12 protein-coding genes and 1 tRNA gene are annotated in these 15,287 nt (G+C 35.8%); 8 read left to right on the top strand and 5 right to left on the bottom strand.

Features of this window, described 5'->3' with window-relative positions; genetic code table 11:
- Together ABY905_RS02585 and ABY905_RS02580 are read right to left on the bottom strand one after the other, a co-directional pair.
- The coding region (locus ABY905_RS02585) for an EamA family transporter (protein WP_372640140.1) at window positions 1–197 on the bottom strand (197 nt) is incomplete at its 3' end.
- 118 nt (window positions 198–315) lie between these two features.
- Window positions 316–392, bottom strand: a tRNA-His gene (locus ABY905_RS02580).
- 216 nt (window positions 393–608) lie between these two features.
- Here ABY905_RS02580 and ABY905_RS02575 point away from each other — a divergent pair.
- The 7 genes from ABY905_RS02575 (at window position 609) to ABY905_RS02545 (ending at window position 9,001) form a co-directional block, all read left to right on the top strand.
- On the top strand, window positions 609–1,289 hold the full coding sequence (locus ABY905_RS02575; RefSeq protein ID WP_372640138.1) for a DNA alkylation repair protein: 681 nt from the start codon (window positions 609–611) through the stop codon (window positions 1,287–1,289).
- Window positions 1,290–1,463: 174 nt separating this feature from the next.
- A complete protein-coding gene (locus ABY905_RS02570) occupies window positions 1,464–2,228 on the top strand; it encodes a Bax inhibitor-1/YccA family protein (RefSeq protein ID WP_372640136.1) in 765 nt (254 codons plus the stop codon).
- Window positions 2,229–2,273: 45 nt separating this feature from the next.
- Window positions 2,274–3,467 (top strand): GNAT family N-acetyltransferase, encoded by a 1,194-nt coding sequence (locus tag ABY905_RS02565; RefSeq protein WP_372640134.1) that lies wholly within the window; start codon window positions 2,274–2,276, stop codon window positions 3,465–3,467.
- Window positions 3,468–3,574: 107 nt separating this feature from the next.
- Window positions 3,575–3,829, top strand: coding sequence for a type B 50S ribosomal protein L31 (locus ABY905_RS02560; protein WP_372640132.1), 255 nt, complete (start codon window positions 3,575–3,577; stop codon window positions 3,827–3,829).
- Window positions 3,830–3,914: 85 nt separating this feature from the next.
- Window positions 3,915–5,105, top strand: coding sequence for a GlmU family protein (locus tag ABY905_RS02555; protein WP_372640130.1), 1,191 nt, complete (start codon window positions 3,915–3,917; stop codon window positions 5,103–5,105).
- Window positions 5,106–5,241: 136 nt separating this feature from the next.
- Window positions 5,242–7,695 (top strand): endopeptidase La, encoded by a 2,454-nt coding sequence (lon, locus tag ABY905_RS02550; RefSeq protein ID WP_372640128.1) that lies wholly within the window; start codon window positions 5,242–5,244, stop codon window positions 7,693–7,695.
- A 202-nt stretch (window positions 7,696–7,897) separates the two neighbouring features.
- On the top strand, window positions 7,898–9,001 hold the full coding sequence (locus tag ABY905_RS02545; protein WP_372640126.1) for an AI-2E family transporter: 1,104 nt from the start codon (window positions 7,898–7,900) through the stop codon (window positions 8,999–9,001).
- A 338-nt stretch (window positions 9,002–9,339) separates the two neighbouring features.
- On the opposite strand, the gene rmuC is transcribed toward ABY905_RS02545, so the two are convergent.
- The 3 genes from rmuC to ABY905_RS02530 form a co-directional block, all read right to left on the bottom strand.
- Entirely contained in the window at window positions 9,340–10,710 is a 1,371-nt protein-coding gene (rmuC, locus tag ABY905_RS02540; RefSeq protein WP_372640124.1) for a DNA recombination protein RmuC, read from the bottom strand.
- A gap of 50 nt (window positions 10,711–10,760) precedes the next feature.
- A complete protein-coding gene (locus ABY905_RS02535) occupies window positions 10,761–11,525 on the bottom strand; it encodes a UDP-2,3-diacylglucosamine diphosphatase (RefSeq protein WP_372640122.1) in 765 nt (254 codons plus the stop codon).
- Window positions 11,526–11,589: 64 nt separating this feature from the next.
- Complete coding sequence (locus ABY905_RS02530; RefSeq protein ID WP_372640120.1) at window positions 11,590–12,744, bottom strand: thioredoxin-like domain-containing protein; 1,155 nt, start codon at window positions 12,742–12,744, stop codon at window positions 11,590–11,592.
- 303 nt (window positions 12,745–13,047) lie between these two features.
- Between ABY905_RS02530 and ABY905_RS02525 the strand changes: the two genes are divergently transcribed.
- Window positions 13,048–15,270, top strand: a complete 2,223-nt coding sequence (locus ABY905_RS02525; protein WP_372640118.1) for an amino acid permease — start codon at window positions 13,048–13,050, stop codon at window positions 15,268–15,270.
- Window positions 15,271–15,287: the final 17 nt, after the last annotated feature.

The following is a 15,287-nucleotide window of genomic DNA, read 5'->3' as shown; positions in this document are numbered from 1 at the left end:
TTTTTCTCGATAGTACCTAGTTTTTTGAATCCTTTACCTACTGCAAATAAAATGACCGATGAAATAATAAGACGTAGAAACACTGTCGTGACTGGATTGTAAACCAAGAAGACTATTTTGGTCCATATAAAGGAAAAACTCCAAAATAGCATGGCTAGAATTAGGCTGCCATATACAAGTAACGATTTTTGATTCATTCTGTCGTGTTTGAATTTTATAGATGGCAAAAGTAATCAAAAAGCCTGGAATGATTCCCTTTAAAATTAATGCATAAAAAAACGCAAATACTTAATTAAAAGTATCTGCGTTTTGCATTGGGGTGGATGAGCGGTTTCGAACCGCCGACCTCTGGAACCACAAACCAGCGCTCTAACCAACTGAGCTACAACCACCATTTGTTCCCTTTTGCGATGCAAAGATATGAAAAACTAAACTTAAGTTCCAAACCTATTTGTAAAAAAAATAATAAAAAACATTCTGTAATGACTGTTGTTGTTGCTTTGCAATTAGTTAGGTGTATATATTTTTTTCAGATAATTATTTGTTTTCCTTTGTAGAACGAAAAACAAGGCTTTTTTTGTAGTAATATTAGACTAAACAGACGAATTATGGAGTTTTTTATAGACGATGAAAATATAGAAAAGCAATTTCAGGAATTGTTTAAGGAAGTTCTTCAGTTTAGAAATGGAGAAGTACACTCTGAAATGAAAAAATATGGATTGAATTATCAGAAGGCATTGGGTGCTTCTGTTGTAAATTTGAAAGAACTAGCAAAACGATATGAACCAAATCATTTACTTGCTCATAAGCTGTGGGCAAAAGGATTTCGCGAAAGCCGAATTATGGCAAGCTTGTTGGAGAAGCCTCAAGAAGTAAGTGAGCAGCAACTCAAAAGATGGATTGATGAGGCGGATAGTAACGAATTGCTTGAGCAGCTTTGTATGAATTTGTTGATTGCTTTACCAAACTTGGATACTCACATACTCACTTGGATAAAGTCTGATGAAGAAAAGAATCAGCTTTGTGCGACAATGACTATTGGACGTTTAGCCTTAATTGACAAGAAAAGAGGGAGTGCAATTTTTGAAAATTATATGAATTGCTTGCCTGCTCATCCACAACATAGCTATTTTATTAGGCAATTACCTAGAGCTATTGGGAAGATTGCTCGTAGAAATGAATTATTAAAGAAACTCGCGTTTTCAAATGTTCGAAAGTTAAAAGTGGCTGATGATAAGTGGCTTGAAGTTTATGAAGAATTACAGGCAGAATTTCCTGACATGAATTGAGATTAAATTCTTAATTCTAATAAATGAATTGTGAAATAATCCCTAAATTTGAATTTCAAAAATAAAGAGTCGTCGTTTTGTGCATTCAAAACAAAATAAACGACTCGTTAAATGATATCATGAACTGCACGATATTGCTTAAATTCGTGTTAGAATAAAAATAAATAAAGAATTATGAGTTTTACAAAAAGTTCAAACCCTGCATTAACAGATAAAATTTTCGCGAAAGCAAGATATGGAACCTACGAGGATGTGATGACTGTTAGTGGAACGGTGAATAAAATTGCACTAATGTTGCTTTTGGTTGTATCAGCTGCAAGCTATACCTGGGGTATGTATTTTGAATCTGCACCAACTGGCGGTTTGTCTACTGCAATTATGCCATGGATGATTGGTGGTGGTGTTGGCGGTTTTGTTTTAGCATTAATCACAATTTTCAAGCCTGTTTGGTCACCATTTACAGCACCCATTTATGCGGTTTGTCAGGGATTATTACTGGGAGGATTATCTGCAAGTTTTAATGCCATATATCCGGGAATTGTGATGCAAGCTGTTGGCCTAACCTTTGCTATTTTATTCATGATGCTTTTTGCCTATAAGGCTGGACTTATTAAGGTGAATAAGAAGTTTAGAACTGGCGTTATTGCTGCTACAGGAGGAATCTTTATATTCTATATGGCAACTTGGATTCTAGGCATGTTTGGCGTGGATATGGGGTTTGCCTTTGGGAATAGTTTAGTCAGCATTGGAATTAGTCTATTTGTGGTTGCTATTGCATCACTAAACTTGGTATTAGATTTTGATTTTATTGAAAAAGGTGCTCAGCAGGGTGCTCCAAAATATATGGAATGGTATGGTGCTTTTGGTATCATGGTAACATTAATCTGGTTATATCTTGAAATCTTAAGATTGTTATCTAAGATTTCAAGTCGCAATTAATCTTTTTAAAATCATATTTTCAATCTGTAACATTTAAAATATCAAATGAATATAATTGAAGTTGTAAGTCAAAGTCAAAAGCAATCATTTTTAGATTTTGCTCGAACACTGTATAAGAATGACCCTAATTTTGCTTGTCCTTTGGATGGAGAAATAAATGGGATTTTTGATCCTAAGGAGAATTCATTCTTTAAACATGGAGAAGCAATTTGTTGGGTTTTAACCAATGAAGCAGGTCAGGTGATTGGACGAATAGCAGCTTTTATAAATACCCATAAGGCTTTTAGTTACGATCAGCCAACAGGGGGATGTGGTTTTTTTGAATGTATTGAGGATAAGGATGCCGCTTTTTTACTTTTTGATACCGCTAAGGATTGGTTAAAAGAAAGAGGAATGGAAGCTATGGATGGGCCTATCAACTTTGGCGAGAACGATAACCATTGGGGTTTGTTAGTCGAAGGTTTTATGCCACAAGGTTTTGGTATGCCTTATAATAAAGCTTATTATAAGGCGTTTTTCGAATCTTATGGTTTTAAGGTTTTCTTTGAACAATACAGTTATCATCTTGATAGAACAAAACCTTTTCCAGAGCGTTTTTGGAAAATTGCCGAATGGATAGCAAAGAAACCAGGCTTTGAGTTTGAGCATTTTAAATTTTCGAATTCAGAGAAATATATTCAGGATATCATAGAAGTGTATAATGAAGCCTGGAAGTTTCATGATAATTTCACGCCTATTGATATTGAAGACATTCGAAAGATGGCGCGTGAAGGTAAGGGGATTATTGAGGAGGAATTTATTTGGTTTGCTTACCACGAAGGTAAACCAATCGGTTTTTTTGTTGCGATGCCTGATATCAATCAGATTTTGATTAAAATGAATGGGAAACTTGATTTTTGGAACAAGTTGAAATTCTTCTATCATTTGAAACGTAAAACCATTACTCGCGCTCGGATCACAATTATGGGTGTTGTGCCAAGATATCAACGATTCGGAATTGAATCGGCTATTTTTTGGCATATGGATAAGGCGATTAAGGCAAAGAAGCAATATACCGAGGTAGAGCTATCGTGGGTTGGTGATTTTAATCCTAAAATGATATCGATTTATGAGTCGGTTGGAGGAGTTAGAATGAAGAAGCATCATACCTATCGATGCCTTTTTGACCCTAAAGCACCCTTTAAAAGAATACCTATTATCCCTCTGGAAAACAGAGGAAGTAAGGCATTCAAGGAATAAATGCAATAAAAGTTAGATTCTTTAGACTTTTCTTTGCAGAATTAATTACAATATATACCTTTGCAGTCCATTGGAAGAAGATTATAAGAAATTTTAAAGAGAATAAGATGAAACAAGGAATACATCCGGAAAACTACCGTTTGGTAGCTTTTAAAGACATGTCAAATGAGACTGTTTTTATCACTAAGTCTACAGCTAGAACTAAAGAGACTATCGAGATTGATAACGTAGAGTACCCATTATTGAAGCTTGAGATCTCTAACACTTCTCACCCTTTCTATACTGGTAAGATGACTCTAATCGATACTGCAGGTCGTATCGATAAGTTTAAGAACAAATACAAAAATCACATTAAGAAATAATCTTATTGTGTTTAGAATATAAAAAAAGCTCCGATTTATCGGAGCTTTTTTTATTTTTGTTAATCCAAACAAAATAAAAGACACTATGAACTATATTCTTTTTGATAATGAAAGCTGGCAAAATTTCTTGCCTTTGACCTTTACTCGACCTATCTCTGAAATTAGATTGGGGATTTTAAGGATTTCTGAGAAGTGGAATAAATATCTTAATCAGGAGATCAGTTATATGACTCAGGATTATCTTTCGAAGAAATATTCGATGAAAAAGGCAGGTGAAAATATCCTGATTAATGCCTGTGTTCTGCCAAATTCAGCATTAATTGAAGCCATTCAGTCATTGTCTCAAGGGCAAGTTCTAGTTCATGATGGAATTTTAATAGCAGCATTGGTAAGTGAAGATAAGCTTGAGGATTTTGATATTTCATTACCAGACTACGCAGAGAAGATTATTTTTCAAGGAGAATTAGTTCGAATTGAAAAAGCTTACGATATTTTTCAGCTTAACGATAAAGCTCTTCGCGATGATTTCGAACTTTTAACTAAAGGGCGGAAATCACAAGTTATTAGTAAAACGGTTAATGTTCTTGGCGAGGAAAATATTTTTCTTGAGGAGGGTGCAAAGGTTGAATTTGCAACTCTTAATGCAAATGAAGGCCCAATCTATATCGGTAAAGATGCCGAAATTATGGAAGGCTCTTTGGTACGAGGGCCATTAGCTATGTGCGAACATTCTGCTTTAAAGATGGGAGCAAAAGTATATGGTGCAACAACTTTAGGTCCTTATTGTAAATCTGGTGGAGAATTGAGTAATGTGGTTTTTCTAGGTTATTCTAACAAGGCACATGATGGTTTCCTCGGGAATGCCGTGATTGGTGAGTGGTGTAATATTGGAGCTGATACGAATAACTCGAATCTTAAAAATAATTATTCAGAAGTGAAGCTCTGGAATTATAAATCGAATCGATTCGATAAAACAGGTTTGCAGTTTTGCGGAACAATTATGGGTGATCATTCCAAATGTGGTATTAATACCATGTTGAATACAGGAACTGTAATCGGAGTTAGTGCCAATGTATACGGAGCAGGCTTTCCACGTAATTTTATTCCCTCTTTTTCAATGGGAGGTAATCATGGATTTCAGGAATACCGCTTAAAGGCTGCTCATGAAGTGGCTCAATTGGTCATGCAGCGTCGAGGTTTAGAATTCGATAAAGTTGAAGAAGATATTATGGATCATGTGTTTGAGATAACAGCTAAATATAGAAAATCGTTCTAGTTAATTATTTCTTGGCATAAGTATTGTCTATTAGCCGTGAAGTATAATTGTAAAGTAAGAGTGCGTCAATATGTCACAAACTGAGTGATAGTATGGCATTCTTGCATTTTTTGACAGAAATAAGACTAAGATAGATATGAGTAGTAAGATAGAAATCAATATAGGAAGCATAGGTCTAACGAATTTGATGGATGAGGACTCTGATTTTATTCCAATTATAGCGGATGAGGATGAGAGTGCCATTGATGAATTTGTAGTGCCTGACAGTTTGCCAATTTTGCCACTTCGCAATACTGTACTATTCCCTGGTGTGGTTATTCCAATCACAGTTGGCAGAGAGAAATCTTTGAAGCTAGTAAGAGAAGTTTATGCAAATAAAGGCCTTTTAGGAGCCGTTTCTCAAATCGACTATGAGGTTGAAGAACCAGAAGTTGAGGATATGAATAAGATTGGTACCGTAGCCCAAATCATTAAGATTTTGGAAATGCCTGACGGAACCACGACTGTTATTTTGCAAGGGAAGAAGCGTTTCGAGATTGAGGAAATGACCTCAAACGATCCGTATCATGTTGCAAAAATAAGCACCCTTAAAGATATCCGTCCCGAGAGTGAAGATGATCAGTTTAAGGCACTTGTTGGATCAATTAAAGATATCGCTATTAAGGTGATTAAGTTGAGTCCTCAGATTCCTAATGAGGCCACATTTGCTATCAAAAATATTGAAGGATCATCTTTCCTGATCAACTTTATTTCGAGTAACTCAGAGATGAAGTTGATTAAGAAGCAAGGTCTTCTAGACATAGGTGTATTGCAAGATAGAGCTATGAAACTTTTGGAGATTTTATCTGCTGAAGTTCAAATCTTGGAATTGAAAGATGATATTCAATCGAAGGTGAAGACTGATATGGATCAGCAACAACGTGAGTATTTGTTGCATCAGCAAATGAAAACCATTCAGGATGAGTTGGGTGGAAATCCAGGAGAAGAGGATGTGATGGAGCTTGAAGAGAAAGCTCTAGAGAAACTTTGGGGCGATGAGGTTGCTGAGGTGTTCGAAAAAGAATTGAAGAAATTACAGCGATTGAATCCTCAAGCTGCTGAATACTCAGTTCAGTTGAACTACTTGCAGGAAATGATCGATCTTCCATGGAACGAATTCACCAAGGATAATTTCGATTTGAAAAATGCTCAGAATGTATTAGATGCTGACCATTTTGGATTGGAGAAAGTTAAGGATCGTATCATTGAGCACTTAGCTATTTTGAAATTAAAGGGTGATTTGAAATCGCCAATTTTGTGTCTGTATGGCCCTCCAGGTGTTGGTAAAACATCTTTAGGGAAATCTATAGCTAGAGCACTTGATAGAAAGTACGTAAGAATGTCATTGGGAGGTTTGCACGATGAATCAGAAATCCGAGGACATAGAAAAACATATATTGGAGCCATGCCTGGAAGAATTATTATGGGTATGAAAAAAGCTAAATCGTCGAATCCAGTATTTATTTTGGATGAGATTGATAAGGTAGGTTCTGATCACAGAGGTGATCCATCATCAGCTTTATTGGAGGTTTTAGATCCAGAGCAAAATAGTGCATTCCACGATAATTTCCTTGATATAGATTACGACTTGTCTAAGGTTATGTTTGTGGCTACAGCAAATAATGTTGGCGCAATTTCAGCACCACTTCGCGATCGTATGGAAATGATTGATGTGAGTGGTTATATTACTGAAGAAAAAGCAGAGATTGCTAAGCGTCACCTTATTCCTAAGCAATTGGAGAATCATGGATTGACTGCAGAGCATGTTGAAGTGCCTAATGAAGTCATTGTTCAGATTATTGAAAAGTATACTCGTGAGTCGGGTGTGCGTGGCTTAGATCAGAAGATTGCAAAATTGATGCGTGGTATAGCTAAGAAAGTAGCTATGGAGGATAATTACGAGAAGGTGATAAAAGTTGATGAGCTGAAATCCTATTTAGGTGCTGAGCGTTTCAATCGCGATAAATATCAGGGTAACGAGTTTGCTGGTGTTGTAACGGGTTTAGCCTGGACATCAGTAGGTGGTGAAATTCTTTATGTAGAGTCGAGTTTGAGTCCTGGTAAAGGTAAATTGACTCTTACAGGTAATCTTGGTGATGTGATGAAAGAATCAGCTCTATTGGCTCAGGAATACCTAAGAGCTCATGCTGCGAAACTAGATATCAATCAAGAAGCTTTCGATAAGTGGAATCTTCATATTCACGTTCCAGAAGGTGCTATTCCAAAGGATGGACCATCGGCAGGTGTTACCATGATTACATCTATCGCTTCTGCTTTTACGCAACGTAAAATTAAGAAGAACCTGGCCATGACAGGCGAGATTACTTTGAGAGGAAAAGTATTACCAGTTGGAGGAATTCGCGAGAAGATTTTAGCGGCTAAACGTGCCGGAATCAAGGAAATTATTCTTTGTCACGAGAATGAAAGAGATATCGAAGAAATTAAGCCAATATATTTAAAAGGACTAAAATTCCATTATGTAGAAGATGTAATGGATGTTCTGGAAATTGCTTTGATGAAGCAAAAAGTTAAAGAGCCAGTTTCTATTTAGGTCTCAGTAATTTGAGTTTAAATTGATATTGAACTTATATCGTTTTTTTTTAAGGGCTGTCGAAATTATTCGATAGCCCTTAATTTTTGCCTAATAATCGAATGCTAAATATTTTTGTTAATTTTAATCGAATAAAGTAAGCAAAATTCGCTTCTTTGTAGTCTATACGCATTGTCTATTACTGTAAAAAGAACCTTATGATATGAATGGAAAAGGGAAATACTTAATTGCGGCTGTCGGCCTGTTTTTTTTAGGTTTGATATTTTGGTATTTCAGTGCCATACTTGCCTATATTGGAATTGCAGTTGTCCTTTCATTTATTGGACGTCCGGTTGTCGATTTTCTAAATAAAGCGACAATTAAGAAACGACGCATTCCTACAAGTGTTTCCGCGGGTTTAACCTTGGCTTTACTTTGGCTGATTATGGTTGTATTCTTCCGAACCTTTATTCCTATGATTGTTGAAGAGGCAAGGCAATTATCGGATATTGATGTGCAATCAGCTGTTCATAGTTTGGATGAACCGATCAGGAACATCGAAGCCTTTGTTTCTAAGTATTCTACTGACGGAAGCGATTTTAAAATTCAAGCCCTAATTACTGAGAATCTATCATCAGTTCTTCAATTTTCTGATGTTTCGTCAATATTTGGATCTTTAGCAGGTACAGTTGGAGGCTTATTTATTGCCTTATTCTCCATCTCATTCATCACATTTTTCTTTTTGAAGGATAGTAGTCTTTTTGTTGATTCCTTGGTTTTGTTTGTGCCAGAAAAAAACGAAGAGGGCGTTCGTCATGTACTTGATTCAATAAAGAATCTATTGATGCGCTACTTTGTAGGACTCTTTTTCGAAGTCATTCTTGTTGGCACTATGGTAACTATAGGATTGACAATTGTGGGAATGGGATTTAGTCATGCAGTTGTTGTTGGTTTGTTTGCCGGATTGATTAATGTAATCCCTTATATAGGTCCAATGATCGGAACCATGTTTGGTTTAATTATTGGAATAGCTACAAATTTAGATGTAGACTTTTATACCCAAGTCGTGCCTCTTTTAGGTTATACTGCTCTGGTCTTTTTTATTGTTCAGCTTATTGATAATATTCTTTTTCAACCGCTTATCTACTCGAATAGTGTGAATGCGCATCCCTTGGAGATTTTCTTAGTTATACTATTCGCTGGATCTATGTCGGGTATATTGGGTATGATGTTAGCGATTCCTACTTATACTATTTTGCGTGTGATTGCTAAGGAGTTTTTCAATAAATATCGCTTTGTAAGGAAGCTAACGGAGAAGATTAAGTAGAAAATAAGGATATAAGAAAGGCTGTTTCATTTGAAATAGCCTTTTCTATATCATTTTATCTGACTTGCATTATTAACAATAATTTTGCAGTAAAGCTCCCGTGATCCATAGGGAATAGGTGTTTCGAATAAAAGATGCGAAAATAAGGAAGATCGTTATAATTTAATGAAGGCTCCACCAATGGATTAGGGAAGCCATTATAATTTAATGAAGGCTCCACCAGAGGATTAGGGAAGCCATTATAAATTGATGAAGGCTCCACCAATGGATTAGGCGAGCAATTATAATTTTATAATGACTCCATCAAGAGCTTAGGCGAACAATTCGGTGATTTGTTATTATTCCACAGCCTTCTCTTCACTAATTCTGTCGAGCATAGCTTGTGGTAGTTTCTTTTTGACTTTAGCGCCCAGTGTGCGAATTTTCTCTGCACGACCAACTAAATTACCTGTTCCATTGTAAAGTTTATTCATCGACTCCTGATACAGTTTTTGGGAACCATCCATTTGCTTGCCTAGCTTAATTAGATCCTCAACAAAACCAACAAATTTGTCGTAAAGAGCCCCACCTTGGCGGGCAATCTCCATCACATTTTTATTTTGATTTTCTTGCTTCCAAATTGATGAAATGGTACGAAGAGTTGCAAGAAGAGTAGATGGGCTTACCACAACGACCTTATTATCCCAAGCGTATCCAAATAGTTCCTGATCGGCCTGAACGGCCACAGAGAATGAGGATTCAATAGGTACAAACATCAATACAAAATCAGGCGTATTTAAAGAGGCTGAGCTTTGATAATGCTTATCAGCTAATCCTTTTATGTGAGTTTTGAAAGAGATGATGTGTTCTTTCTGAAAATACTCTCTTTCTTCATCTTTAGCTGCATTTACAAACCTTTCGTAAGCAACTAATGATACTTTAGAATCAACAATAATATGTTTTTCTTCAGGAAGACGAATAATCACATCGGGACGAATGGATTGTCCATCACCATTTTTCATGAAAACTTCTCTGTCGTATTCCTGACCTTTAGTCAATCCCGATCTTTCAAGAATTCGCTCTAGAACAACCTCACCCCAATTTCCTTGCTTTTTTACATCACCCTTAAGCGCTTTTGTTAGGTTGTTGGCTTCATCGGAAATTCTAGTATTTAAATCGTAAAGCTTTTTTACTTCCTCACGTAAGCTAATCTTATCACGTAGTTCTTTATCGTAAGTTTCCTCTACCTTTTTTTCAAATGAGATCAGTTTCTCTTTGATTGGACTCAAAATCTCATCCATGTTCTTTTGGTTCGAACTGGTGAATTCTTTTGAGTTTTCTTTTAGAATTTTGTTGGCAATATTTTCAAACTCAGTTGTGAATCGCTTTTGAAGCTCTTCAAGTTCTCTTTTCTGATACTCAAGCTTTTCTTCTAAATTCTTACGCTCCGTTGCCGAAATGGAAACCGAACGATTTAATTTTTCGTTCTTTTCTCTTTCTGCTGAAATCTCAGCTTGAAGCACTTGTTTTTCATTCTGAAGATTGATAGCTCTTTCTTCAAATCTCATTTTAGATTGATCCAACTCACTCTTCTCAAGAATAAATGCATTTTCTTTTTTCAAAAGCTCTTCCCGGTGCAATGCTGCGGCAGTATTTAATTTTTTGCGTAAAATCAGCCATGCAATTATCATCCCTTTTAATATTCCGATTGCGATATATAAAAATTCCATAATAAGAATTTAGTTGAGGTTTAATGAGATTTATACCTGTGGGGTTGAAGCTAGGCTTCAGGTTTTTCAAAGTTCATGAGTTCCATTTTTTCTCCATCGAACACGGCGTATGTGAAGTGGGAAATCCAATCGCCCGTATTAATGTATCGGGCTTTTTTGTCAATTTCAATATTCGATGGACAATGGCGATGCCCAAAAACAAAGTAATCGAAATATTCGTTTTTTAGAATATCATTTGCAAAGAGAATCAGCCATTCTTTATCCATGCCTCTAAATTGATCAGCTTCAACTTTACCATCGCTTAAGCGACTATGCGAAGACCACTTGTGAGCAATTCCAATTGCAAAGTTAGGATGCAAACGAGCAAAGCACCACTGCAAGAATTTACTGGTAAATATTTTCTTTAGCATTTTGTAGCCCTTATCGTAAGGACCTAAACCATCGCCATGAGCTAGAAAGAATTTTTTGCCATCAATTTCTGTCTTAAGCACATCTCGATGAACAATAACTCCGATTTCCTTTGGTAGGTAATCAAAAACCCAGATATCATGATTTCCTGTAAAAAAATGGACTTCTATTCCGGAGTCGCAAATTTCAGCAAGTGTGCCTAAAAATCTTGTAAATCCTCTAGGTACAGCTTTTTTGTATTCGAACCAGAAATCGAAAATATCGCCCATTAAGTAAATGGCCTTAGCATCCTTTTTTACCTGATTTAGCCACTTTACAAACAACTTTTCACGTTGAAGGTTGTTGTTTAAAGCTGGTGATCCCAAGTGAACATCAGAAGCAAAATATATCTTTTCCCCAGTTGTCATACGTTTGCTTAATTAAGCTATAGTTATGAGTCTGGTTGAATTCCAGACTTAATGTTTTATTTTCTTATTTGATGTATTGAGCAACTTTCTCTTCAAGAGCTAATCCGTATAGGTTTTTACCTACAATATCACCTTGTTTACTGATGATGTAGTTTGCAGGAATTTGCTGAACATTAAAATTGCGAACTGCTAAAGCACTACCATTTTCAGGATCGCAAACATTTATCCAATTTAAACCATCTTTCTCAATAGCTTCTTTCCATAGTTTAGCATCCTGATCAACAGAAACTTGATAGATCTCCAGGCCTTTGTTCTTATACTTTGAATGGATTTTTTTTAGTGTGTTGTTATGCTTTCTTGAGTTAGCATCTTGTGATGCCCAGAAAGTTAAAACAATCAGTTTTCCATCTAAAGAATTCAGGTTGATCTCTTTTCCAGAGGTATTCTTAAGACTAAGGTTTGGATAGTTTGCACCTTTTTCTTTAATAAGGTTTTTCATTTTAATGTTATCCAATCTTTTTTGCATGGTCTCCAGATTTGCCAACACAGCTTTTGTGTATTCGTGTTCCGGATATAAAGCTCGCATCGATGAAGCAACAACCTTAGCATAATTGATATCGCTATTTTCATTCAAGGTATATGTGTTTTCATCGATTTTCTGATAAAGAGCTAAATAACTTGAAAGAGAAGTGGCATTTTTCATGATGAAGTTGGCCGAGAATTCTCTTTGATCTTGAATAACTTCAATATACTTAGCCAACAAATTCTGAGAAATACTGGAATAGTTTGGATCTGCTTTTTTCTTCTTTAATTCTTTTCTGATTACAGCTAAACTATCCTTGGTTTCTTGAAGTTTATCATTTAAGTCCTTTACAAAGACAGAACCAGTAGAACCTGAAACAATATAAGCTTGGTTCATATGAGTAGAAAGTGAATTCACCTCAACCTCTTCGTCTGGACTTGTTAAAAGTGTTAGTAATTTACCGTTTGATAAACGCAATAAATAAAATTCAGGTTGTGACGATTTTGTTTTAAAACTGAATTCACCATCCTTATCAAGCTTAACTGAATCAATTGTTTCTACGCGAGCTGTATGAAGCTTGTCAAGATACAGTGTAATCCCTTCACCTTTTTTAATGCTACCTTTTATTTTAACAGTAGGTTCCTGATTACATGCAAACAGAAGTAATAGAGGAAGTGCAAATAATATTTTCTTCATTGTTTTTCGTTTTTATGTCTTTTAAATATAGCTTATTTGTTAGTTAACAGGTTAGTGTAGGTTCAACTATGTCTGTCGCTAATATTTAGTAAAGCTATATTGTTAAAAATCTAGATGTGATAATTAAAGCCGAAAATAGTAATAATTTCCTGTATTAGCACTTAAAAATGTTGAACAGATTAAGTCTGTAAGTATTTAAAATTAGAGTTTTCATCTGAAGATTTTGTTATGAAAGGTTAGTATGACCAAATAAAAAGTTTAATTTTAGTACAAAAGGAAAATTAAAATCAATACTAAGAATCTATGCAAGAGGGAGTAGAAAAACGGAAATTTGGAACGGCACCTGTTTTCTTTACAGCTATATCGACCATATTAGGAGCAGTTTTATTCTTAAGATTTGGCTTTGCCGTTGGGAATCTTGGTTTCTGGGGTGTCATTCTAATTATCCTGCTGGGGCATTTAGTAACAATACCAACTGCTTTTGCTATTTCGGAGCTCGCAACAAATAAGCGAGTTGAAGGCGGGGGTGAATATTTTATTATCTCTCGTTCTTTTGGTTTAAATATTGGAGCCACAATTGGTTTGGCACTATTCTTTTCACAGGCCATTTCGGTTGCTTTCTATGTCATTGCTTTTACCGAAGCCTTTGAGCCTATTTTTAATTGGGTTTCATCAACTTACGATCTGTCTTTGCCTCGGCAAGTCGTTTCTGTACCTGCCATGTTAATCTTATCAGCTTTAATTCTAAAAAAAGGTGCTAATTTGGGAGTTAAGGCACTTTATTTTGTGGCGGCGATACTTTTTGCATCACTTCTTTTATTTTTTCTTGGTGATACGGCTCATGCGTCGGTTTCTGATTTTTCTTTGTTTAAAGCTGAGTTTCGAAACTCAGATCAATTTTATGTCATATTTGCCATTATCTTCCCTGCTTTTACGGGAATGACTGCTGGAGTAGGACTTTCAGGGGATCTTAAAAATCCTGCCAAATCAATTCCATGGGGCACAACAGCGGCTACATTTATAGGCATGATAATTTATGTTTTTGTTGTGTATAAATTAGCTCAATATGCTAGTGTTCAAGATCTGATAGGTAATCAGCTGGTTATGGGGCAAATTGCACTGGGAGGTGCTATTGCAATCCCTTTGGGTTTGGCCGCATCAACCATTTCGTCGGCTTTAGGTTCGGTAATGGTGGCACCAAGAACTTTGCAAGCTCTTTCTGTTGATAGATCCTTGCCATCGAAAGGACTCAATAGGTGGTTAGCAAAAGGGCGTCAAAAAGATGGCGAACCGATAAATGCTTCAATGGTGACGTGTTTGATTGCTCTGTTTTTTGTATTTATGGGTGATATAAACGCCGTTGCAGAGGTTATATCTATGTTTTTCATGGTAACCTATGGTGCGCTTTGTTTGATATCTTTTTTAAACCATTTTGGTTCATCGCCTAGTTATAGACCTTCTTTTAAGTCGAAATGGTATTTGTCATTGCTAGGTTTTGTCGTATCGATTTTGGTCATGTTTAAGATTAATACCGTATATGCTTTACTGGCAATTATGCTGATGGTTTTAACTTATTTGTATATGAATTACTATCATAAGGACAGACATGGGTTGGCTTCAATTTTTTTGAATTCATTATATCAGCTACATAGGAACGTTCAAGTGTTTCTGCAAAAAGCAGGGAAAAAACGCGTGCAGGAGTGGAGACCAAGTGCCATTTGTATATCAAAGAATTCTTTTGAACGAGATACGGCTTTTAAATTATTAAACTGGATTGCCTACAAATATGGTTTTGGAACCTATCTGCATCGAATAGAAGGGTATTATTCTAAGGCTACACATAATCAAGCTATGCAAGAGCTTGATTTGTTGGTGAGTCGTTCTGAAAATGTCGGCAATCATGTTTTTGTGGACACTATTATTTCGCCTTCATATACTTCAGCTATTGCTCAAGCAATACAGTTGCCTGGAGTTGCAGGTATGGAAAATAATATGGTGATTTTTGAATACGACAAAGAGACTGCTGAAAATTTAGATGAGATTATAGAAAACTATGCTTTAGCCAATGCAGGTAATTTTGATTTTTGTGTCTTGGCTTCTTCTAATCGTCGTTTTAACCTGAAGTCGGATATTCATATCTGGATTAAACCCAGTGATGCTGATAATGCAAACTTGATGATTTTATTGAGCTTTATTATTGCTGGGCATCCTGATTGGAAGAAGGCTGATATTAAGATTTTTAATATTTGTAAGGCAGAACAAGCTCTGGAGGTTAGAGAGAGTCTTGATGAAATGATTGCTTCGGGTCGACTACCGATTATAAGTACAAATGTTGAGGTGTTAATAGCGCAAGATGATGTTTCTCCTAAGGATCTTATTAATGAACGTTCTGAACATGCAGGTTTAACCTTGATTGGTTTTAGAGGTGATAGTATTAAACACGAAGGAGCTGAAATGTTTATGGGGTATGAGCGTTTAGGTCATATTCTTTTTGTGAATGCTAATACGAAGAAAGAAATTGAATAGATGTTAATCAGGATGAT

This window comes from Ancylomarina sp., from assembly GCF_041555295.1.
Taxonomy (GTDB): Bacteria; Bacteroidota; Bacteroidia; order Bacteroidales; family Marinifilaceae; genus Ancylomarina.
Note: the sequence above shows the minus strand (reverse complement) of the source record. Positions and strands in the feature narration are given on the sequence as shown.

Excerpts from the sequence above, each read along its gene's own strand:
- ABY905_RS02575 (WP_372640138.1), top strand. The coding sequence starts at position 609 with ATGGAGTTTTTTATAGACGATGAAAATATAGAAAAGCAATTTCAGGAA.
- ABY905_RS02570 (WP_372640136.1), top strand. The coding sequence starts at position 1,464 with ATGAGTTTTACAAAAAGTTCAAACCCTGCATTAACAGATAAAATTTTC.
- ABY905_RS02565 (WP_372640134.1), top strand. The coding sequence starts at position 2,274 with ATGAATATAATTGAAGTTGTAAGTCAAAGTCAAAAGCAATCATTTTTA.
- ABY905_RS02560 (WP_372640132.1), top strand. The coding sequence starts at position 3,575 with ATGAAACAAGGAATACATCCGGAAAACTACCGTTTGGTAGCTTTTAAA.
- ABY905_RS02555 (WP_372640130.1), top strand. The coding sequence starts at position 3,915 with ATGAACTATATTCTTTTTGATAATGAAAGCTGGCAAAATTTCTTGCCT.
- lon (WP_372640128.1), top strand. The coding sequence starts at position 5,242 with ATGAGTAGTAAGATAGAAATCAATATAGGAAGCATAGGTCTAACGAAT.
- ABY905_RS02545 (WP_372640126.1), top strand. The coding sequence starts at position 7,898 with ATGAATGGAAAAGGGAAATACTTAATTGCGGCTGTCGGCCTGTTTTTT.
- rmuC (WP_372640124.1), bottom strand. The coding sequence starts at position 10,710 with ATGGAATTTTTATATATCGCAATCGGAATATTAAAAGGGATGATAATT.
- ABY905_RS02535 (WP_372640122.1), bottom strand. The coding sequence starts at position 11,525 with ATGACAACTGGGGAAAAGATATATTTTGCTTCTGATGTTCACTTGGGA.
- ABY905_RS02530 (WP_372640120.1), bottom strand. The coding sequence starts at position 12,744 with ATGAAGAAAATATTATTTGCACTTCCTCTATTACTTCTGTTTGCATGT.
- ABY905_RS02525 (WP_372640118.1), top strand. The coding sequence starts at position 13,048 with ATGCAAGAGGGAGTAGAAAAACGGAAATTTGGAACGGCACCTGTTTTC.